Origin of the sequence: Actinomadura sp. NPDC000600 (assembly GCF_040492135.1) — a bacterium.
Lineage (GTDB): Bacteria > Actinomycetota > Actinomycetes > Streptosporangiales > Streptosporangiaceae > Spirillospora.
On record NZ_JBEUPD010000018.1, the window covers coordinates 48,442 to 68,843 of the forward strand.

Annotated in this window: 23 protein-coding genes and 1 tRNA gene; 13 read left to right on the top strand and 11 right to left on the bottom strand. The window is 69.6% G+C overall.

All coding sequences use genetic code 11. The annotated features are described in order from the left end of the window. Positions 1 to 21 precede the first annotated feature (21 nt). On the top strand, positions 22 to 1,257 hold the full coding sequence (locus tag ABWI07_RS24985) for an epoxide hydrolase family protein (protein WP_353819980.1): 1,236 nt from the start codon (positions 22 to 24) through the stop codon (positions 1,255 to 1,257). Positions 1,258 to 1,318: 61 nt separating this feature from the next. Here the strand turns inward: ABWI07_RS24985 and ABWI07_RS24990 are convergent, their stop codons facing one another. The 3 genes from ABWI07_RS24990 to ABWI07_RS25000 all read right to left on the bottom strand — a co-directional run bounded on the left by ABWI07_RS24990 (position 1,319) and on the right by ABWI07_RS25000 (position 3,604). Next, positions 1,319 to 1,669, bottom strand: a complete 351-nt coding sequence (locus ABWI07_RS24990) for a hypothetical protein (RefSeq protein ID WP_149262760.1) — start codon at positions 1,667 to 1,669, stop codon at positions 1,319 to 1,321. 170 nt (positions 1,670 to 1,839) lie between these two features. Then, positions 1,840 to 2,343 carry a DUF1269 domain-containing protein gene (locus ABWI07_RS24995; protein WP_149262759.1) on the bottom strand — a complete coding sequence of 168 codons (504 nt, stop codon included), beginning with the start codon at positions 2,341 to 2,343 and terminating at the stop codon, positions 1,840 to 1,842. 400 nt (positions 2,344 to 2,743) lie between these two features. Further along, complete coding sequence (locus ABWI07_RS25000; protein WP_353819981.1) at positions 2,744 to 3,604, bottom strand: dioxygenase family protein; 861 nt, start codon at positions 3,602 to 3,604, stop codon at positions 2,744 to 2,746. Between the two features lie 343 nt (positions 3,605 to 3,947). Here ABWI07_RS25000 and ABWI07_RS25005 point away from each other — a divergent pair, with 343 nt between their 5' ends. The 4 genes from ABWI07_RS25005 to ABWI07_RS25020 all read left to right on the top strand — a co-directional run bounded on the left by ABWI07_RS25005 (position 3,948) and on the right by ABWI07_RS25020 (position 7,686). Further along, positions 3,948 to 4,685 (top strand): bleomycin resistance protein, encoded by a 738-nt coding sequence (locus ABWI07_RS25005; protein WP_353819982.1) that lies wholly within the window; start codon positions 3,948 to 3,950, stop codon positions 4,683 to 4,685. A gap of 793 nt (positions 4,686 to 5,478) precedes the next feature. Continuing rightward, a complete protein-coding gene (locus tag ABWI07_RS25010; RefSeq protein WP_149262757.1) occupies positions 5,479 to 5,712 on the top strand; it encodes a hypothetical protein in 234 nt (77 codons plus the stop codon). Further along, entirely contained in the window at positions 5,669 to 6,610 is a 942-nt protein-coding gene (locus tag ABWI07_RS25015; protein WP_353819983.1) for a helix-turn-helix transcriptional regulator, read from the top strand. Before ABWI07_RS25010 ends, ABWI07_RS25015 begins: the two co-directional genes overlap by 44 nt. Positions 6,611 to 6,735: 125 nt before the next feature. Further along, the gene (locus ABWI07_RS25020) at positions 6,736 to 7,686 is read left to right on the top strand and encodes a DMT family transporter (RefSeq protein ID WP_353819984.1); all 951 of its coding nucleotides are present in this window, start codon (positions 6,736 to 6,738) and stop codon (positions 7,684 to 7,686) included. 191 nt (positions 7,687 to 7,877) lie between these two features. Here ABWI07_RS25020 and ABWI07_RS25025 read toward each other — a convergent pair whose 3' ends face one another. The 3 genes from ABWI07_RS25025 to ABWI07_RS25035 all read right to left on the bottom strand — a co-directional run bounded on the left by ABWI07_RS25025 (position 7,878) and on the right by ABWI07_RS25035 (position 10,813). Further along, on the bottom strand, positions 7,878 to 9,671 hold the full coding sequence (locus ABWI07_RS25025) for a M64 family metallopeptidase (protein WP_353819985.1): 1,794 nt from the start codon (positions 9,669 to 9,671) through the stop codon (positions 7,878 to 7,880). Between the two features lie 123 nt (positions 9,672 to 9,794). Continuing rightward, the gene (locus tag ABWI07_RS25030) at positions 9,795 to 10,586 is read right to left on the bottom strand and encodes an SDR family NAD(P)-dependent oxidoreductase (protein WP_149262753.1); all 792 of its coding nucleotides are present in this window, start codon (positions 10,584 to 10,586) and stop codon (positions 9,795 to 9,797) included. 17 nt (positions 10,587 to 10,603) lie between these two features. After that, positions 10,604 to 10,813, bottom strand: coding sequence for a hypothetical protein (locus ABWI07_RS25035; RefSeq protein WP_149262752.1), 210 nt, complete (start codon positions 10,811 to 10,813; stop codon positions 10,604 to 10,606). Positions 10,814 to 11,031: 218 nt separating this feature from the next. Between ABWI07_RS25035 and ABWI07_RS25040 the strand changes: the two genes are divergently transcribed. Together ABWI07_RS25040 and ABWI07_RS25045 are read left to right on the top strand one after the other, a co-directional pair. Beyond that, a complete protein-coding gene (locus tag ABWI07_RS25040) occupies positions 11,032 to 11,151 on the top strand; it encodes a DLW-39 family protein (RefSeq protein ID WP_021592723.1) in 120 nt (39 codons plus the stop codon). 22 nt (positions 11,152 to 11,173) lie between these two features. Beyond that, positions 11,174 to 11,878 (top strand): HAD family hydrolase, encoded by a 705-nt coding sequence (locus tag ABWI07_RS25045; RefSeq protein WP_200842237.1) that lies wholly within the window; start codon positions 11,174 to 11,176, stop codon positions 11,876 to 11,878. A 15-nt stretch (positions 11,879 to 11,893) separates the two neighbouring features. Here ABWI07_RS25045 and ABWI07_RS25050 read toward each other — a convergent pair whose 3' ends face one another. Next, a complete protein-coding gene (locus tag ABWI07_RS25050) occupies positions 11,894 to 12,829 on the bottom strand; it encodes an LLM class flavin-dependent oxidoreductase (protein ID WP_353819986.1) in 936 nt (311 codons plus the stop codon). Between the two features lie 343 nt (positions 12,830 to 13,172). Here ABWI07_RS25050 and ABWI07_RS25055 point away from each other — a divergent pair. Continuing rightward, positions 13,173 to 13,248 (top strand) — tRNA-Ala (locus ABWI07_RS25055). A gap of 56 nt (positions 13,249 to 13,304) precedes the next feature. Here ABWI07_RS25055 and ABWI07_RS25060 read toward each other — a convergent pair. Both ABWI07_RS25060 and ABWI07_RS25065 read right to left on the bottom strand, forming a co-directional pair. Beyond that, entirely contained in the window at positions 13,305 to 13,652 is a 348-nt protein-coding gene (locus tag ABWI07_RS25060) for a tyrosine-type recombinase/integrase (protein ID WP_353819987.1), read from the bottom strand. A gap of 102 nt (positions 13,653 to 13,754) precedes the next feature. Then, positions 13,755 to 14,351 (bottom strand): hypothetical protein, encoded by a 597-nt coding sequence (locus tag ABWI07_RS25065; protein WP_353819988.1) that lies wholly within the window; start codon positions 14,349 to 14,351, stop codon positions 13,755 to 13,757. A gap of 191 nt (positions 14,352 to 14,542) precedes the next feature. Here ABWI07_RS25065 and ABWI07_RS25070 point away from each other — a divergent pair, with 191 nt between their 5' ends. After that, positions 14,543 to 14,911 carry a hypothetical protein gene (locus tag ABWI07_RS25070; protein ID WP_149262749.1) on the top strand — a complete coding sequence of 123 codons (369 nt, stop codon included), beginning with the start codon at positions 14,543 to 14,545 and terminating at the stop codon, positions 14,909 to 14,911. 261 nt (positions 14,912 to 15,172) lie between these two features. Next, entirely contained in the window at positions 15,173 to 15,511 is a 339-nt protein-coding gene (locus ABWI07_RS25075) for a hypothetical protein (RefSeq protein WP_353819989.1), read from the top strand. 540 nt (positions 15,512 to 16,051) lie between these two features. Here ABWI07_RS25075 and ABWI07_RS25080 read toward each other — a convergent pair. Beyond that, on the bottom strand, positions 16,052 to 16,474 hold the full coding sequence (locus ABWI07_RS25080; RefSeq protein WP_353819990.1) for a DUF6896 domain-containing protein: 423 nt from the start codon (positions 16,472 to 16,474) through the stop codon (positions 16,052 to 16,054). 348 nt (positions 16,475 to 16,822) lie between these two features. Here ABWI07_RS25080 and ABWI07_RS25085 point away from each other — a divergent pair, with 348 nt between their 5' ends. Further along, complete coding sequence (locus ABWI07_RS25085) at positions 16,823 to 17,452, top strand: RNA polymerase sigma factor (RefSeq protein WP_353819991.1); 630 nt, start codon at positions 16,823 to 16,825, stop codon at positions 17,450 to 17,452. A gap of 2 nt (positions 17,453 to 17,454) precedes the next feature. Then, entirely contained in the window at positions 17,455 to 18,693 is a 1,239-nt protein-coding gene (locus tag ABWI07_RS25090) for a hypothetical protein (RefSeq protein ID WP_353819992.1), read from the top strand. Between the two features lie 646 nt (positions 18,694 to 19,339). Here ABWI07_RS25090 and ABWI07_RS25095 read toward each other — a convergent pair. Beyond that, positions 19,340 to 19,954: a TetR/AcrR family transcriptional regulator gene (locus tag ABWI07_RS25095; protein WP_353819993.1), complete on the bottom strand. Its 615-nt coding sequence runs from the start codon at positions 19,952 to 19,954 to the stop codon at positions 19,340 to 19,342. Between the two features lie 137 nt (positions 19,955 to 20,091). On the opposite strand from ABWI07_RS25095, the gene ABWI07_RS25100 reads away from it, so the two are divergent. Next, positions 20,092 to 20,394 (top strand): hypothetical protein, encoded by a 303-nt coding sequence (locus ABWI07_RS25100; protein ID WP_149262742.1) that lies wholly within the window; start codon positions 20,092 to 20,094, stop codon positions 20,392 to 20,394. The last annotated feature ends 8 nt before the right edge of the window (positions 20,395 to 20,402 follow it).

A 20,402-nucleotide genomic window follows, 5' to 3' on the forward strand; every position in this document is an offset into this window, starting at 1 on the left:
CGCATCACAAGGAATATCGCCTTGAGCAGTCCGCACGCCTTTCCTCTGGATCCCACGCCGATCCATGTGTCCGACGAGGTCCTGGACGACTTGCGCGCCCGTCTCGCAGCGACCCGTCCGCCGCTGGACGAGGGGAACGAGGACTGGTCCTACGGCGTCCCGGACGGCTATCTCCGTGGGCTGGTCGCCTACTGGCGGGACGGCTACGACTGGCGCAAGGCCGAGGCCGCCATCAACGCCTACGAGCACTACCAGGTGAGCGTCGCCGGTATCCCGGTGCACTTCATGCGCAAGCCCGGTCGCGGGCCACGCCCGATCCCGTTGATCCTCACCCATGGCTGGCCGTGGACGTTCTGGCACTGGTCGAAGGTGATCGACCCGCTCGCCGACCCGGCCGCGTTCGGCGGTGACCCGGCCGACGCGTTCGACGTCATCGTGCCGTCCCTGCCCGGCTTCGGCTTCCCCGGTCCGCTCACCGGCTTCCCGGACGTCAACTTCTGGAAGGTCTCCGACCTCTGGCACACCCTGATGACGGAGACGCTGGGATACGAGAAGTACGCCGCCGGGGGCTGCGACATCGGCGGGATCGTCACCAGCCAGCTCGGCCACAAGTACGCCGACGAGCTGTACGGCATCCACATCGGCTCCGGGCTGCCGCTCGACTTCTTCAACGGGCCCCGCGCCTGGGACTTCGCCCGGAACCGGCCCCTCACCGACGATCAGCCCGACGACGTCCGGGCCCGCATCATCGAGATGGACCACCGCTGGGCGCCCCACCTCGCCGTGCACATGCTCGACGGCGCCACACTGGCCCACGGGCTGAGCGACTCACCCGCCGGACTGCTCGCCTGGCTGCTGGAGCGATGGAACGCCTGGAGCGACAACGGCGGCGACGTCGAGTCCGTCTTCAGCAAGGACGACATGCTCACCCACGCCACGATCTACTGGGCGAACAACTCCATCGCCACGTCGATGCGCTACTACGCCAACGCCAACCGCTACCCCTGGGCCCCCGCTCACGACGGTACCCCGGTCGTGCAGGCCCCGGTCGGCCTCACCTTCGTCACGTACGAGAACCCGCCCGGCATCCGCACCGCCGACGAGCGCGTCCGGGCGTTCAAGGCCGGCCCGCAGGCCGGCTGGTTCAACCACGTCAACGTCAACGCACACGAACATGGCGGCCACTTCATCCCCTGGGAGAATCCCGACGCCTGGGTGAGCGACCTGCGCCGCACCTTCCACGGCCGCAGACCCTGAACGGTCCCGCGCCAGTCGTAGTGGCGTGTGTCCATGGTGGGCGGCCGGCGGTGAGCTGCCGTTAGAGAGAATTGCGGGTACGGGGGGCCAGGTCGTCTACTACCTGGGCGACCGCCTCGACCAGCGCTCTGCCTGTTGGAGTGCCGATCACCGTCCACACTTCGCGGTCTTCCTCTTCGACGCCGGTGACGCCGCTGACTCCGCTCAGCGCATCCGCGATGCGGCGGCGCAGTTCGGATTCGAGGGGGTCGGTACGGATGAACTCCATGACCCAGACGCTGACGCTCCACAACGGCCCCGAGCGGAGCTTGGAGGCCGATACGGCGCGCAGGTGTGGCTCGTCCGTCTTGCGAATCCACTCCTCGGCAATCCCGGAGTCGAGCGGCTGAACCTGCTGGACGTCATCACTCACGCGACGAGGTTAGTGCGGATCATCGGCGACAAGTCCAGGTCCAAAGGGAAGTGCGCGAAAGTCGCGCGCCGCCGAGCCGGCTGAGCGGGATGTCAGACCGGCTCGGCGTTTCACTGCGATCTGCGGGTTCGGCATCGTCGCGCCTTAGGTCCCGCCGTGGAGTCGGTAGATCAGGCGGGCTGGGGTGCGCGGGCGGCCTTGACGGCCTCGCGCAGATGCTCCTCCTGCTCGGGGGACAGCGAGGTCTGGATGAGCCTGCCGCCCAGCGGCGCCATTTCCGGGACGGCCTTTTCGGGATTGCGCTTGTCGACCAGGACGAACACGGCCGCCGTGCCGGGCGGCAGGTTCTCGGCGAGATCGCGCATGAACTCGTCGTCGACGCCGATGTCGGCCGAGGCGCCCATGGCGGCACCGGCGGCACCGCCGATGGCCATGCCGAGCAGCGGCATGAAGAAGATCAGCCCGATGAGCCCGCCCCATGCGGCGCCGCCGAGCGCACCGCCCGCGGCGAGGTTGCGGGCCTGATGGAGCTTGATCTTGCCGTCTTCCCTGCGCTCGACGATGACGACGTCCGCCAGCTCGATGATGTGCTCCTTGTGCAGTTGGACGAGCTTCTCGCGCGCCTGCTCGGCGTGCGGCAGGTCGTCGTAGGCGACGGCGATCAGGTCGCTCATGTTTCCCCCGTATGCCTCCTGCTACCGGGCGCAGGAGGGTGCGTGTGCGCTGTCTGCGACGGTTCCCGGCGTGCCGACCACCCGCGATCTGTCGGGATGCCTGAGAAGTCCCCAATGTGTGGTCTGAGGCAAACCCTTGGCGACGCTCTCTTGGCTCGGAGTGGAACGAAACGTGGACTGCGATTGGCGAAGTCGCTGCGGCACAGGCGTCGGAGCCAGTTGGATCATGCCTTGTCGGGACCGGTCGAGAGACGGTTATCCAGATTGGAGGGGTGTTTCTCCACAGGTTGTGGATAACCGGCGTTTCGCTGTGGCTCTACGAGGGCGACGTCAACTCTCGAACCTTGTCACAGTGCGGGAGGAGCGGGCGGTGGTGGGCGCCGATCCGCGGGACCGAAGGTCACGCCGGCTCTCTGCTCAGGATCAGGTCGAACTCGGCGTGCCGGAACGGGGCTTGGACGCCGTTCCGCGCGGCCGCCTCCGCGTCGTCCGACTCCGGAAAATCGACGACGAGGCTTTGTTTGACCGCGAAGACCGCGTCGGAGTCCAGGTAGGGGCTGCCCGCCACGAAGACGTGAGTGGTCAGTGGCGTGTGGCCCTCCGCTCGGACGATGAAATGGATGTGCGCCGGACGGTAGGGATGGCGTCCGGTGGCTTCCAGGAACCGTCCGATCGGGCCGTCCGTCGGGATCGGGTAATGGCTGGGCAGGACGGTCCGGAATCGGAACCGGCCTTCGTGGTCGGTGTGGAAAAGGCCGCGGCCGTTGCCCGACGGTTGCACCCCCGGCTGCTGGACGTCGTAGAAGCCCTTCTCGTTGCACTGCCAGACGTCCACCTCCGCGTCAGGTAGGGGCGTCCCGTCGGTGCTCAAGACTCGCCCGGACACCACGCACGGTTGTGCTTCTCCGACCAGGTCGATGCTGTCGCCAAGCGCGCGCGGGGGCGACTTGACCATGTGGAACGGGCCCAAGACGGTGCTCTCGGTGCCGCCCTCCTGCTCGTTCAGGGTCTCCACCAGCATGGAGACGCCTAGGACGTCCGACAGCAGGACGAACTCTTGGCGCGTGTCCGTGCAGGTCTTGCCGACGGCGGTGAGGAACTCGATCGCCTGCTCCCACTCGCGGATCGTGGGCCGGACCTCGCCGACGAACGCGTGCAGGTGGCGGGTGAGCGCGTCGACGATCTCGCGGAGCCGCGGGTCGGGGGTGTCGCGGAAACTGTCCTGGACGGCCCGGGTCGCGGTGTCCTCATTGAAGTCCACGGATGCCCTCCTTTCCACAACCTGTGGAAAACTTTGCGGTGGGATCATCCCCACGCTCGGGAGTGATGCCGCCGAGCCGCTCCGCCAGGGTGGGATCGACCTCCATGGGTCTTTCCGCGCCCCTGGAGATCGCCCTCGGTGCGCCGGCGGCCGCCCTGCCGGTGACCGCGATCACCCTCACATCATGCTCCACCTCCCCTGTTCACGCCCGCCTGGCCCACGCGTCCGCACGGCGATCCGGCCCGTTGATGAGTGCGCTGTTCCCGTCCTGGAGCCGGAGGTGGAGCGACTCTTGTACTAATCAAACTTGACTAACGCCGAGCGGTCTTCCTAGGCTCCGGCCATGGGCGAGAAGGCGATACCGATCTTTCCGTGCCGGTCGATCGAGCTGACCTGGGACTTCTACCGGGCGCTCGGGTTCGAGCGGTCCACCTGGCAGACCCGTCCCAACCCGTACCTCGCGGTCCGGCGCGGTGACGTGGAGCTGCAGTTCTTCGGGTGGAAGAAGCATGACCCGGCCGTGTCCATGAACATGTGCTACATCACCACCACGGAGGTGGACGCCCTCTACGAGGCGTTTCGCGGCGGGCTCCGCCAGGCCCTCGGCCGGGTCCCGGCCCGTGGGCTCCCTCGGTTGGGTGCCTTGCGGGACATGTCGTACGGCGTCCGGCAGTTCCTGCTCACCGACCCGGATGGGCTCCAACTCCGCATCGGCCAGGCCATCTCGGACGACCCGCGCCATGCGCCCATCCCGGAGGACGAGACGGCCCGGGCCTTCCACATGGCCGCCCTTCTGGTCGAGTCGAAGGGGGACCATCGGGCCGCGGCTCGGATTCTCGACCGTCTGCTGCGCTCGGGTGAGGCGCTGACCCCGTCCGAACGGCTGAGGGCTCTCGTCCTGCGCACCGACGCGGCCGTCCACATGGAGGAATGGCTTCGCGCCCGCACCCTCCTGGCCGAGGCTCGCGCGATCGACCTGTCTGACTCGTCCGGCCTCGCCGACGACCTCCGCCGCCTGGCCGACCTTGAGGCCGCCGTCCCCGCCGACGACGCGGATCCACCGACCCGAGGTGCGCGCTGACGGAACCGGCGGGGCCGCGCGGGGCGGTGCCCGGCGGTACCGCAGCTCAGGGCGGGCCCAGGCCGGAGGCGCGGCCTTCGCCCTCGTCATCCCCAAGCCGATGTGCGGTGCTGGGGACGCGGTTGGGGATTGTTGTGGGCAACGCCGTCCACCGGTTCGGCGAGGTTGTGGAGGGGATTCGCCCACAGGGTGTGAACGGGGTGTGGAGCATGCCGGCGCGGAGCGGCTTCTCCCGCTGGTCAGCGGCTTTTCCACGAGGTGGACAACTGAGCGCGCGGGTTGGGGGCGACCTGGGGAAGAATGTGGATCCGGAGCCGCGCGGCCGTACCCAGGTTGTGCACGAGAGTTATCCACAGGTTGTGGATTCTGTGGACGGAGTGGCCGCCTCGGTCATGCTGGGAAGGGCGGCGGCCGACAGGCCGCCCGGACCGTGGAAAGCCCGGCTGTTCTGGGGATCCGCCTGTGGACGCGACCTCCGGACCGCCTGTTGCGGCGACGAGGAAGGTGTGCGCGATGGTTGCCCACAGCCTGTGGATGACGGTGCTCGGAGGTCCCTGGCCGGACGCGGCGCTTTCCCCCTGACCCGGACACGGCGGGATGAGGGCGGGGGCGATTTCTGTTGGTCTGTTCATGACTCGCGTGACTCGGCTCGGCGCCACGGAGGCGAGCGCCGCGCCACGCCCGGCGGCACAGGGGTTTCCGTGCCCCGATCGGTCCGGGGGCGGTGCGAGGCCGTGCATGAAAGCCGTCCCGACCTGCGAACATTTGTTCGAACGCGTGCTAGTCTCCCCGCATGGGGCAGTTGCTGAACGAGCCGGTCCGGGCCGAGCACGACCCGGCGGGGCGGCTCACCGCGTACGAGTGGCGGGGGGCGCGCTACGCGGTCGACGCGGTGCTGAAGACCTACGGATCGGCCCAGGAGGGCAGGGTCTACCGCTTCCGGGTGACCGGCGCGGAGGGCGTGGCCGTTGTGGAGCTCGGCCGTGACGAGGACCGCTGGCGGCTCCGGCACGTCTTCTCGGCCTGACCGGCGCGCGGTGGGCGGGGGCCCGCGCGACGCCAGGGGAGTCGACCGCACGCTGTGGACCCGCGTGAGCGGCATCCAGGGCGCGCCGCTCGACCTGCTGACGGCCCGCATCGGCCGCCGGCATTACGCGCCGCACACCCACGACGAGTACGCCATCGGCGTCACCGTCGACGGCACGGAGACGATGCTCTACCGGGGCGAGAGGATCTACTCGGCGGCCGGCAGCGTCGTCGTGATCGAGCCGGGTGAGGCGCACACCGGTGGTCCGGCGCGTCCGGAGGGCTTCGCCTACCTGTGCCTCTACCCCGCGACCGACCTTCTGGGCGCGGCGACGACCGCGGAGCCCGGCCCGGTTCCGGCCGAACCCCACTTCGCGAACCCGATCGTCGACGACCGGCGGCTCGGCGAGGCGCTCCGCCTCGCCCACCACGCCCTGAGGCTCGGCGCCGATCCGCTCGAGGGCGAGTCGCGGCTTCTCGGCGTGCTGGGCGCGCTCGTCCGGCGGCACGCGGTGTCCGGCCCGAAGGCGCCTCCGGCCCACCGCAGGGTCGAGGCCGGCCGCATAGCGAGCACGGTCGCGACCCGCCTGTCCGACGAACTGGTCGCCCCGCCCACGCTCGCCGAAGTCGCCACCGACCTCGGGCTTTCGCGTTACCAACTGCTCCGCGCCTTCCGGGACGCGATGGGAATGCCGCCCTACGCATGGCTCGCCCAGCACCGCGTGGCCCGCGCCCGGGCGCTGCTGGACGCGGGGCACCGTCCCGCCGAGGCGGCGACGCTCGTCGGGTTCGCCGACCAGGCGCACCTCACCCGCTGGTTCCGCCGCGTACTGGGCGTCACCCCGGGCGCGTACCGCAACAGCGTTCAAGACAGCCCGACTCGCCCGACCACATCCTGAATGTCCGTCCCGGGGCAAACCCCGGGTGCCTGGGCCGTGTCCCTCCGAAAGCGACGCGCCTGCTTCACCGCGGTCAGGGGCCGGGAGCGGGGCTCAGGCGGAGGCGGATGAGAACGGAGGTCGGGTTGAGTCGCCGTGGCTGGATGCTGTTCGCGCTGATGAGCGTGCTGTGGGGCATCCCCTATCTGCTGATCAAGGTGGCGGTCGAGAGCGTCTCGGTCCCCATGGTGGTGTTCGCCCGCACCGCGCTCGGTGCGCTCATCCTGCTGCCGCTGGCGATCAGGGCCGGGCGGCTGGACGTGGTCCGCCGCCACTGGCTCCCGCTCCTGGTGTTCACCGCGGTCGAGATCCTCGGCCCGTGGGCGCTGCTGTCGGACGCCGAGAACCGGCTGACCAGCTCCATGACGGGCCTGCTCATCGCCGCCGTCCCGATCATCGGCGTGGTGCTCGCCCGGCTGACCGGGGACGCCGAGCGGCTCGGCCCCGTCCGCTGGGCGGGGCTGCTGGTCGGGCTGGCCGGCGTGGGCGTGCTCGCCGGCCCGCACCTCGGCGGCGGCAGCGCGTGGGCGATCGGCGAGGTCATGCTGGTCGCGCTCGGATACGCCATCGCCCCGATGATCGCCACACGGCGCCTCCAGGACCTCCCGAGCCTGCACATGGCCGCGTTCGCGCTGGCGATCGCCGCGCTCGCCTACACCGGCCCGGCCGTCGCCACCTGGCCGAGCGCCATGCCCGACGGCCGGGTCCTCGCCGCGCTCGTCGCGCTCGGCCTGGTCTGCACGGCCCTGGCGTTCATCGTGTTCTTCGAGCTGATCCGGGAGGTCGGCACGTCGAGGGGCATGGTGTTCACCTACGTGAACCCGGCCGTGGCGGTCGTGGCCGGGGTCGTGTTCCTCGACGAGCCCCTCACCGGGACGATCATCGCGTCCTTCGTGCTGATCCTCGGCGGTTCCGTCCTCGCCACCGCGCGCCGCTCCGCGTCCGCCGACCCGGACCCCCTGCCCGACAACGACGCCACCGCCTACGCCCACGACCCCGCCGCGGAACCCGCACCGGAGCCGGCCCCCGAGCTCTGAGCCGCCAGGCACCCGGTCGGCGCCGAGTCGAGGCGCCGACCGCCGAGGCGATCCAGCAAGGGAGCGGCTCGGCCCTGCCAAGCCGATCGTGGGTCAGTACGGCCCGTCCAGTGGTGGTCTCGGTCAGCGGAGGTGGCTTTGAGCGTGGCGGGCTCGCCGCCCTGCAGGACGGTGAGCGTGGCGGGTCTCGGTCAGCGGAGGGTCGCTATGAACCTGCCGGGCTTGCCGATGTTGCCCGCCGGGTCGATCGCGCGGTACTCGATGGTGTGGCGGCCCTTGCCGAGCCTGCCGTAGGTGAGGCTGTCGATGACCGTGCCGTTCTCGGTGAACAGCCAGGGCGCGGACGAGTCGGTCGGCCAGCCGAAGTAGTTGAACCAGCCGTCACCGTCCACACGGAACTCGGAGACGACCACGCCTGGACGGTCGTCCGCGCCGGTGAGCCGCATGGTGAAGGGGCCGTCGAAGACGTACTCGGGCGTGCGCCCAGGGCGAATCCGGCTCTCGGCCGCCTTGGACAACTCGAAGGCCACTGTCGGCGCCTGCGCGTCGATCGTCCACGTGCGGCTCTTGGAGCCGACCCGTGCGACGAGTGTGTGCGTGCCCTTGGCCAAGCGGAACCGTCCGAGATCGATGTCCCGGTCGCCTCCGCGTACGCGGTGCCCGTCCAGTTCCCAGCTCACCTTGGGCGCGCTCTGCACAGGGTGGGTCGTCTCCACGTACACGACGGAATCGCCCCCCACGGGCTTGTCAGTCGGCGTGGACGAGCTGAAATCGACAGGCACGTTCTCAGGCGGAGTGGTCAGGCCGGTGTCGACCGTCCATGTCCGCACCTGCGTGAGCGCGGCGGACGACCGGATGGCCGGGTCGCGGACGAATCCGGTGGGGTCGGTGACCGTCATCTCAACCGTGTGCGTGCCCTCCCCAAGGTGGAGCCTGGACAGATCGAGGTTCGCGCCTCGCCCGACGGTCTTCCCATCGACCGTCCATGCGACGGACAACGAATGACCGCTCGGATGCATCTTCTCGACCCACAGCACACGGTCGTCGCCCACCGGGGCGTTGGTGGGCGTGTTCGCCTGGACGAGGTTGACCTTGCCTGAGATCCGCTGGGTCATCCGCTCACGCGCGACCTGGTCGTAGTAGTAGCCGAGCGTCTTCATCATCGAGTGCCGGCTCGGCCTCCACACACCCTTACTGGAGTAGAGGCCGCCTTCGTAGCGTCCAATGGTGCCCCCGGCCTCGCTCCGCTCACCGAGCCATCGCCACCACTTCTGCTTCTGCGCCGTCATCTCCTTCTCAGTCAGCAGCGTGTGGTGGATGGAGTTGGGCTCAGGACCGGTATACGTGCCCCCAGGGACGCCCCGCTGGTAGTAGTCGTACTCGTCGTCGAGCCCACCCAGGGAGTGGCCGAGTTCGTGCGGCGCGATGAGCGCCGACATCGCGTTGCCTCCGGATGCCGTCGCATAGGCGCCCCCTGCACCGCCGTAGGTGTCGCTGTTGGCGAGCGCGAGGATCTGACGGTTCCCCACGGTCGTGCCTTGGACGAGATCCGCGTACGTCTTGGCGGCCGCGGAGTCCATGACGAGAAGGCGCTGAATGCCGTCATCCCGGCAGCCGCTCCAGAAGGCCATGCTCAACGGCGTCTTGCGGCGCGGTGAGGACAGCGCCGGGTCGCAGCTCACACCGGATTCGCCGGACGGAATCTCCACCGCGTACACGTTGATGTAGCTGCGGTACGACTTGAACGGCTCGATCGTCCACAGGTCGTTGAGGTGCTCGGCGAGGTGGGCGCGGAACTTCGGCATGTCCGCCGCCGTGTAGCCGTCGCCCATCACGACCAGGTTGAAGCGCTTCGCGGGGTCCCCGGTGACCTGCACCGGCACCACGGTCGCGTCCGCGGGTTCCGCCGCCCGCGCGGGCACCGCCACCAGCGACAGGACGGTCGCGGCCGCCGTCCCGATCACGATCTTCCTGCCCGTCCGCATGCGCAGACCTCCTCGCGCGGGGGCGCGTGCGGCAGGGCGGGGTACGGCCCGGGCGCTGCGCCGGCTCTTCCCGCTGATCAAGCGGGCCCGCCCGGATTATCGCCGGAAGATGCTGATTTGTCGCTAGCGCTTGTCGCGCTGGCCGTCCGCGAGGCCCTGCGAGATCCGGTGCCCGCCCGCGCGCCGCTGCACCGCCGCCGACAGGACGGGCGCGACCCCGCCGATCAGCGCCCCGATCCGCAGCCCCAGCGGCGCCACGTCGATCTCCGCGAGGTCGCGCTCGACGGCCCGGACGGTCGCGCGCGCCACGTCCCGCGGCGACCGCGTCCCGACCCCTCGGGGCAGCGACACTCCGGCCTCGGCGAACATGCCCGCGTCGCGGATGAAGCCGGGGAAGACGGTCGAGACGCCGACGCCATGCGGGCGCAGGTCCTCGCGCAGCGCCAGGGCGAATCCCCGCATACCGAACTTCGTCGCGTTGTAGAGGGACGCGTGCCCGGACGCCGCCTTGCCCGACAGCGACGACACGAAGACCAGGTGCCCCCGGCCACGATCGGCCATCTGCGCGGCGGCGAGCTTCGCCATCACGATCGGCGCCCGAAGGTTCACGTCCAGCGCCCGGTCGATCTGCGCGATCGAGTACTCCGAGAGCAGCCCGGACGCCGGCAGCGCCGCGTTCGCCACCAGCACGTCCACCCGGCCCGCCTCGTCCAGAAGCCCCTCGGCCGTCGCGCGATCGGCCAGGTCGGCGACGATGGCCCGGCAGCCGAGCCGCTCGGCCAGCGGTTCCAGGACCTCCGCCCGGCGCCCCGTCAGCACCAGCCGGGCGCCCCGATCGGCCAGCGCCTTCGCCAGCGCCTGGCCGATCCCGCCGGTCGCGCCGGTCACCAGGACGTTCGCTCCGCGCAGATCCATGCCGAGATGATGGCGGATCACATCCCGATGCGCCACAGCAGCAGGATGATCGACGAGAGCACCAGCCCGGCGGTGCCGAGCGGCACGTCGCCTAACGCGATCACGGCGGCGCACGCTGTGGCGGTCAGCCCTGCGACCAGCACCAGCCCGCGGCCCCCGGACGGCCGCTCGTCCTGCGCGTCCGACTCCAACTCGCGCTCCCAGCGCCCGAAGTCGTCCTCTGCCATCGGCACTCCCGAAGGTCGTCCACCCGGATTATGCGGCCGTTCCGGCGTTCGGACGAGAGGCGGAATGCGGGCCTTCGTCAAAGACTGCGTCCGGTGAGGGGGCTTCGGTGCTGATCGCGTGGCAACGGTTGCTAGGCTGCGGAGAGCCTGGGGGAAGCAGACACTGATGAGCCGTTCCCGGGCTCTGACTTGATAGTCGAAGGTGAAGGGGTCCCACCGTGAAGAAGCTGCTCGTCCTCGCCGTCGTCGCACTCGGTGGCTTCGCCGTCTGGCGCAAGCTCCAGCAGGACCGCGCCGAGCTGGACCTGTGGACCGAGGCCACGTCGTCCGACAACTGATCCACCGGCGACAGGCCCCGGCGTGAGCGAAGCAGAGCCGATCACACTCGCCTGCCTCGATCTCGCCGGGACCACCGTCGCGGACGGCGACACCGTCGAGGCCGCCTTCGCCGAGGCGATCGCCACTCTGGGGATCGTCTCCGGCACGGCGTCCTACGGCCGTGCCCTCGCCCGCTTCCGCGACACGCGCGGCGGGTCGAAGATCGGCGTTTTCCGCTCGCTCTTCGACGAACCCCGCGCCCAGGCCGCGCACCTGGCGTTCGAGCACTCCTACCAGCAGCTCATCGACCGGCGCGGCCTCACACCCGTCCCCGGCGCCGACGACGCCCTCGCCCGGCTGCGCGGCGCCGGCGTCCGCGTGTGCCTGCTCACCGGCTTCGGCCGCGGCACGCAGGCCCGCATCCTCGACGCCCTCGGCTGGTGGGACCGCGCCGACCTGACCCTCTGCCCCGAGGACGTCCCGCGCGACCGCCCGTGGCCCGACCTCGTCCTGACCGCGGCCCTCCGCCTCGGCGTGGACGACGTCCGCCACATCGCCGTCTGCGGCGACACCGCCGCCGACATGCTCTCCGGCCGCCGCTCCGGCGCCTCCATCGTCGCCGGCGTCCTCACCGGCGCCCACGACCACGACCGCCTCCTCGCCGCGGGCGCCACCCACGTCCTCCCCTCCATCACCACCCTCCCAGACCTGGTCCTCCACACCCCGGCCACCGTCGATCACGGATAGCCGCCCGGGAGGGCCTCAGCTCAGCGCCGGACGCACGGTTTTGGCGAGCAGTTCCATCTGGACGAGCTGGGAGTCGAGGGACGGCGCCGCGATGCGGCAGACGAGTTGGCTCGCGCCTGCCGCGGTGTAGCGGGAAAGCGTGGCGGCCACGCGCTCAACTGGGCCGGCGACCACCGCCTGGATGGTCCGCACCGTCTCGTAAGGCAGGCCGTACGTTGATCGGCAGTACGAGTCGAGCCGCCGTTCCACGCCGTCCACATCCTCCGTGATCAGCACCGTCACGAACAACGCCGGACTGATCGCGTCATCGGGGCGCCCCGCCGATGCCGCCGCTCGCCGAACCGCCGCGAGGCCCGCCCGGTAGTCCGCGGGATCGGGCGGATAGGGCAGCCACCCGTCATAGAGCCGTCCGGTACGGTCCAGCGCCGACGGACTTGCACCACCCAGCCAGATCGGCGGGCCGCCCGGCCGGTAGGAGGGTGTGGATTCAGGCAGGTCGTCGAAGCGCAGCACCTTGCCGTGAAAGGCACGCTCACCCGACCACAGCGCCCGCCACAACGCCACCGTGTCGTCCAACCGCCCGAACCGGCGCTCCCACGGCACCTCGGACACCGCATACTCGATCTCCGACCGGCCCGGAAAGCCCGCCCCCACCGTGACGATCAGGCGCCCGCCGGACAGGTGATCGATAGAGGCGATCTCCTGAGCCGCCATGACCGGACGACGGAACGCGGGCAGCAGCGCGGCCGTCCCCAGCGTGACGCGCTCGGTCGCCGACGAGAGGGCGGCGAGCATCGCCAGCGGCTCGATCCGCGGCCCGAGCAGAGTGTCGTTGGCCCACACCGAGTCGAAACCGAACCGCTCGGCCTGGACGCCGAAGTCGACCAACCGCCGAGCGTCGTCCCACTGATCCTGACCGGTGGGAAGCAAGATCCCAAGTCCCGTGTTCATGGGGAAGGATCGTCGCCCCCATCAGGAATGACGACAACTCCCTAAAAGGAATGAACCGGCCGAGTGTGAAGCCGCAGACCGACCTCCCACGACACACAGGTGCGACGCAGCCCCACCTCACTCCCATGGACGACGGTCACAAGCCTCCAACCGCGCCCGAGTTCATCCCCGCCGACGCAGCCCGGCATCGCTGCCGGCGAGCCGCCCCACGACCCCGCCAGCAAGATTGAGATGCCGAGCCCCGTCGGCCACCGGCCCGGACAGCCCATGTTCCTCCCACGGTGTACGATCGTCACCGGTCGCGCCCGTGCGGCGTCACCGCAGGTCAACCAACAGGAAACCAGGGGCCTTAGCTCAGTTGGTAGAGCACCGGCTTTGCAAGCCGGGTGTCAGGGGTTCGAATCCCCTAGGCTCCACCAGCCAAAACGCCCCCGCCCAGACCACGGGCGGGGGCGTTCGGGCCATTGGCGGGCCATTAGGCCACCGGAACGAGCGTCCCGGCCTCACCGTCGTCGTCCTGGCCCTCGTCCGACGCGCGAGCAGCCGTGATCCTGTCGTTGAGCGCATCGGCGATCGCCATGCCGGCCTCAGAGGTCGCGTGCTGATAGATCATCGCCGCCCGCACGCTGTCATGTCCCATCCGGTCCATGAGGTCACGCAGACTCGCTCCGCTCTGCGCCGCAAGGGCGTTGCCCGTGTGCCGCAGGTCATGAAAGTGCAGGCCCGGAGCACCGATAGCCGCCACCGCATCGGCCCACCGCGACGCCCGCCGGAAGTTGCCCCGTCGCAGGACACCACCCTTCGTCGCCCCAGTGAAGACCAAGGCCGCCGGGTCGGAGGCGGTGCGCTGGCCTGACCGTTACCGGGTGACGGCGCGCAAGTAAAGCCGGCGGCTCTCAGATCCGGCACATGGCCGCGATGTTGGTTACACGAAGTCGCTCCAGAAGGGGACGAGAGGCGGCGGCTCCCAGTCCTCACTGATATTCCAGCTGCCGAATTCCTGATCGATGTAGTCGGCGAGGTCCGTGCCGTAGAAGATGATGTCGGTCTGGTGGACTGATAGGACAGGATGCCCATAGGTGCCGTGACCTGCAGGAAGAAAGCGATGTCCTCGAATCGGTACGAGCTTCGGCGCCTGTTCGAAGTAGGGCCGGGCCATCTCGACAGCGCACTTGGGGTCGGTCGGGCGCTTGCCCCAGACAGGACGCCAGACGCCGTTCATTTCGATGTCGAAGAGTGCGTCCTCGATCGGCCGGGCGAGTTGCTCGCGCAGATCATTTGGATCACCATTGCGCCAGTCAGGCCAAAGATTTTTCCGTGCTTGCCCCGAATCTGGCGGCGCATTGAGTGGAAGTCCGGCGGCGAGGAATGCGCGATGATCGTCGGCGAACTCGAACCCGTAGGTCTGCTCGATGCGATCGAACTCGGCATCGGTCAATCCCGCAGAGATCGCGACGCGTCCCAACCGAGCGAGACGGCGGGCGGCCTCATGGCCGAGTTGGGAGGCCTCTGTGCTGATCACTGCGGGAGCCTACCGCCTACGGGGTCACTACGCGTTGGCCGACGGCCACCCTTAATGAGACCGGTCCGCCGCTGAGAACAGGTCCCGTTGGGGCCGGGGAAAGAGCAGCGGCTCTGCCGCACGACCAGGGGATTCTGCTGCGAACCAATCCCCTTCGCGTCCCTGCGTTCGATATCTGGCAGAGTCCGGCCATGCGAGCACACTGGTACTTCTGGCACCGCGCCGACCCTGAGATAGACCGCGACCTTGTTCAGGAAATGCTCGGTGAGCATGACGGCTGGGAGAACTGCCTCCTACCGGATCCCTCCGTGATCGACCTGCGGCAGGCTGTTCTGGCTCGCTGGCCGGACCTTGCCGACGAGGTGTACCCCCTGAACCCGGGGGACTTTCCGGCCGGTTTCGAGCCGGATCCTGACGCGCCACCGGACCTCCTGGAGAGAGTCGTCGAGGTGGTCCTCTTCGACAACCGTATGGAGCGCGAGGGTGAACTCGTCCAAATGGCCAAGAGTCGCGGCCTCTCCTGCTTCGAGCAGAACACAGGGCGCACTGTGGTGCCGTAGCCAGGCAGGGCCCTCCGGAGCTGCGCAACCGGTATCCACACCGTGGCACTACGGCTGGTCGCCAAGGGGGCGACAGCGGTCGCCTTTGAGTTCGGTCTTGGCCATCGCGTTCAAGGGCAGTGTCGCGCCGCTGCTCAGCCGTGCAACGGCCAGCCTCTGACAAACGGCGAATGCGGTCACGGGTTTGCGCCGCAGTGCAGCGTCGCGCTGATTTCTGCCGGTCCCGTTAGGCGCGACGAGGTCAAGGAGTACCGTCCGCATATGACCTCAGCGGCGCCGCGTCTGGTGACCGTCATGCGGGGCTTGGCCGCCGACCTCGTCGAGATGCTCCGTTCCGACCGTGCGGGCGGAGCCGTCATCGAGCAACTCGGGACGCTGCCGTGCACGGGGCGATGCCCGTACAGTCCTGAGTGCCGGAATATCCTCACAGCACCCCTCGGCTCGCCGGCCGGCTACCTCGTGACGCTGGAGCGTCGAGGAGATCCCGCCGTGTGGCTCTCCTTCGACTCGCCTCCCTCCGTCGGAAACCTCACCAGCGTCGAAGTTCTGGACGATTCCCTCTTGAGCGCGGCGGCCCGTCGAGAAGTCAATGCTGTATGAGGATCGTCCGCAGCAGCCCGTACGCCTTTGCGGGCACGCTCGCCGAAACACTGGATACGAGGGGCGGTCGCCTGGTCGCGCTGCGCCACCCTGTCATTGATCGAAGGAACTGTCGCGCTTCACGCCCGCCTTATGGAGCGCGGCCTGGGCACGAAACCGTATGCGATCGCACTGACGCCGCTCCTCATCGGAAGCGGTATCAGTGCACACGCAGCGAGTGCCCAACAACTCCAGGTCCTCCGGACTCAACCACAGGGCGACCCGACCCCGGTTCGCCTCATATTCGGGATCAGTCGGCTCTGGCGGTCTCGGCATGCCGCGAGCCTAGAACACCCTGACGCACAGAAGCGCCTTCGTCGGGAGCACCCAGGTTCCGGGAAGGGGGCGTGTCCATGATGGTTGCCGAGGGAGAAGTACGGGATCAGGCGGGATGGTGAGCTTGCGCGCAGGCGTGGACGCGGAAGGCCAGCGGTGGGGGCCGTGCGATTGGGCCACCGGGTCAAGCGTGCCGGCCGCCGCGCCTGTTCTTTCTGGCCGTGGTCAGTGGGCCCGCACCGCCGTGTACCAGGCGTCGTGCGTGGTCGGGAGGGACGCGACCGCACCTTCGTCGGCCAGTTGTTCCAGTGCCGCGGCCAGTTCCCGTTCGGTCACCGAGTTCTCGCCGGTCGACTCGGCGAACCGCCGGACGCGCCAGGCGTTGAACTGCAGCGTCGGCGGTTCCGGCCCCAGGTCGACATCGATTTGAGTTCCGTCTGGAGCCGTGATCAGGCAGCCCGCACCGTGCACGGAATAGCGCAGCCCATCAGGGAGCTCACGTTCGCGAGGAACGCGCCGCTGGTTCGCAGCCGTGACCAACGACCAGATGTCATCCCCACCCGTGTCATCTCTGGTTGCCCGGGTCACGGCAGCCGTCAGCTCCGCCATATTTCGGACGAACGCCAGCACTATGTCCCGCGAAGCCATAGCGACATGCTCCCCAAAGCTGCCACTTCAGAGCAACGCATTTGCTTCCCGCCCGGTGAGGCGATCCGTCTTCGGTCTCTGCCTTGCACGGCAGTGCGGAACGCGGACGGCGGATGTGCCACGGGGGCATGCGGTCGGTGCACGGCTGGTCGGTGGCGGTTCGGTGAAACGCGGTGGGTGAGAAGGGGTGGGGCGGGTTTGGGCGAGAGAGGGTATGACGAACGTTCATCGCTGGACGAGGGCGGTCGCGGGTGGCGGTCCTCCGGGCAGTAGTTCGCGTCAGTCGGCCGGTCCTCGGCCCGCGCCATCATCTGCCGTTCGAGGGCGGGTACGAGAGCGGAGCGGCCGGTGACAGATGGAGTGAGCGCCGCCGAAGCCGTTCCGGAGGTGCGCGAGGACGCGGACGCGGAGGTCATCGCTGCGTCCCAGCGCGAGCCGGATCGGTTCACCGAGATCTTCGACCGCTACTACCCCGAGATCCACCGCTATGTGGACCGGCGGCTGGGTGCGGACGCCGCCGACGACATCGCGTCCGAGACCTTCCTGGTCGCCTTCCGCAAGCGGGCCCGTTACGACTCCGGGCAGGGGCCGGCGCGGGCGTGGTTGTACGGCATCGCCACGCGGTTGGTGAGCCGGCACCGCCGGGGTGAGGTCCGGCGGTACCGCGCACTGGCCCGCGCCGCCGACCGCGGTGCGGGTGCCGCGACGCACGAAAGCCACGAGGAGCGGGTGGCCTCCCAGGCGACGGCGGCCGGAGTCGGCGGCCGGCTGGGGGCGGCGCTGGCCTCGCTCTCCCCCGGTGACCGTGACGTGCTGCTGCTGGTGGCGCTGGCAGACCTCACCTACCCGGAGGTCGCCCAGGCCTTGGGGGTCAAGTACGGCACCGTCTGCTCGCGGCTCAGCAGGGCCCGCAAGAAGGTGAGCGCCGCCCTGGGCGGCGCCGATCCCACCCGGCACACCGACCGCGAAGGAGCATGACCATGGACATCGTGAATGGCCCCGTTCCGGGCGGGCGGGCGCCGGTGGACGAGTTGACGGCCGTCCAGGAGTTCCTGGCCGAGGAGCGGCCGGCCGCGGCGAGCACCGTGACGGAGGCCAGGCGGCGCCTGGAGCGGGAGGCCGCCGCGAAGCGCGGGTTCGGTTCGCGGCTGCGGCCGGACGCCGTGAGGCCGGGCAGGCGGCGGATCGTCATGGCGGTGCTCGGCGCGGCGACCGCGGTCTCGGTCGCCGCGGGCGGCTACCACGCCTGGGTGACGCGCCCGCTCTATCACCCCGAGCCGCTGGCCGCGCAGAGCGGTCCCGCCTCCGACTTCCTGCTCGCCGCCGCGGACGCCAAGGCCAGGCACATCACCGACGGGCGGATCTGGTACGTGCGGAAGGTCCGGGGCCTCGCCATGACGATCTCTTCCATCAAGAAGCCCGGTACCGCCTACCAGATCGTGGTCACGCGCAACGACTACAGCGTCGTGTCGAAGGACGGCAAGGTCGACGACGGCTGGAACGAGGAAGGCCAGAACGACCTCGACGACGGCCTGGACCCCCACCGGGTCAAGTCCGACGACGTCAGGCCGGCCGGGCCCCGCGACAGGGCCGCCTGGGAGCGGGACGGCCGGCCCGACCAGCAGGATCTGGTCTTCGCAGAGAAGATCAAGGGCGACGAGCTGGTGATCCCGCGGCGAGGTCCCGAGGGGAGGGAGGGCGGTGAGCTGGACTTCGGTCCGGAGGAAGCCCGCGCCCTGCCGGCCGACCCCGAGGAGTTGCGCGCGGAACTGCTGAACTACGCGACCAGGTTCGACCACAGGCGCCTTCGGAACCCCGACCTCTATCTCTTCGTCCACGCGCCGCAGTTGCTGATCGACGATCCGGTCAGCGACCGAGTCCGGATCGCGACCTACCGGATCCTGGCCGCGCTGAAAGGCGTTCGCGTCGTCACCGCGACCGACCCGGCCGGCCGCACCGGACGCGCGGTCGCCATGCGGGAGACCACCCGCGAGCACGGCGTCATCGAGTGGCAGCTGTTCATCGACCCCGCGACCGGGCGGCTGACCGCCAGCCAGGGCATCGTCATCAGCCCGGGCACGGCCAACGCGGCGCTGCGGCCGGGCACCGCCGAGTTCTCCGAGATCGTCGAGCAGGCGGAGTGGACGGACAAGCCCGCCGACCAGCTGCGGCCGAAGTGGTGGAACGACACCCCTCGTCAGGCACCGAACCGGGACTGAACGTCCCACGGCCCCCGGCGCCCACCTCACCGTGGGCGCCGTCGGCGTCCGGGCCGGGGGCCGCCAGACGCCAGCGTGCCGAACTCGGGGGTCACCTCGGCCTTCGCGTCGAGTGCCGCGGTCGGCCCTTCAAGGTTCTGGCTGCCTGGCCGATTCGACGAGTGCGCCGTCCCGTTCGGGTGCGCGGGCTTGCGGAGGCGTTGGGCCTTGCGGTCAGACGCTCGCAACAGCGGATTTGCCCAGGGGCAGTGTGAATGCTGGGCCGGGAGACGTGGGATTCCAGCCGCGGGCCAATCCCGTGCGGATCGCCTCGGCCACCGTCCGAGGAAGGACTGCGCCCGACGGGAGAGCCACCCAGTTGCTCGGATGTGCGCAGGGCATCTCGACGACCAGCAGTGCGCGGGGTGACTCCGTGGTCTCCGCGACGAAGGTCAGTGGGGACCAGCCCAGCCCCTGGCAGTACGTGGGACGACCGCGCACTTTCCAGCGATACTCGACCCCGTCCACCACGATGCGCCGGGAGCCTTTCCGTGCCAGAGTCACGGGACCTCCACTCGTTTCGTGTTCGCTCTGATCAACTTACGCCGCCAAAGGTTGCATCGAGGTGGATAGAGGTGCTCTCAGTCCGGGGAGGCGGCTTGGTCGCTCAGGTCAGTAGGGTGCGCTCGGCGGTGGTGGTGAGGGTTGTCGCCGTCTCCTCGACGGAGAGGGCGCGGCCGGTGTGCAGCAGGTCGAAGCTGTCGAAGCCGGTCAGTAGCCACAGGACGTCGGTGGCCCGGTCCGTGTCGACGTCCGGGCGGAGCAGCTTTTGATCGGCCAGGTGCCGGGCGAGTTCGGCCATGCCGCCGGCGCGGCCTTGTTCCATTCGCTGGATCGCACCGCCGACCGCGTTGGCGTCGAGCATGGCCATTGATTGCAGGACGCGCAGCACGTCGCGGTGGGCCGCGTACATCTCGACCACTCCCCGGATGCTGCCGCGCAGCGCTTCCCGCGCGTCGGGGTGGGCGGAGGCCTGGAGCATGCGGCCGAATCCGCCGCGCTGGAGCAGGTCGGCGCCGACGGCGTCGAACAGCCCGGCGCGCGAGCCGAAGACCAGGTACACGGTCGGACGCGCCACGCGTGCCATGCGGGCGATGCGGTCGATGCTGATCGGCTCCGAAGGCGCCTCGCGCAGCCGCTGGTAGACCGCGTCGAGGATGCGGCGCCGGGTCTCCTGCGCCGCCTCCGCGCGCACGCGCTGCTCGTACTTGCGGGTGGCCATGGCCCCTCACCCTAGCAATTGGCTTGACGGCCTGTATTTTGGAATACATGCTGTCGTCTGAACTTGAGTGCGGGAGTCCCCGCCGCCGTCCGGGGCGGTGGGACGGCGGCCGCTGACGCCCAGGTGAGGAGGCGGCGATGCAGGTGATGATCCGCTGGAAGATCAAGCCGGAGCAGGTGGAGCGCGAACTGGAACTGCTGCGGGAGGTGTACGCGGAACTTCGGGCGGTCCGCCCGGACGGCCTCCGCTACGCGACCTTTCGGCTCGACGACGAGGTGACTTTCATGGACATCGTCGAACTGGACGACGGTCCCGAGGTCCTGCGGCGAATCGAGGCGTTCCAGCGGTATCGCTCGACCCTCGATGAGCGGTGCGACGAGGCCCCGGCGATGACGGCGCTGCACCAGGTGGACTGCTACGGATTCAACGCTGGGTCGTAGCCGTCCTG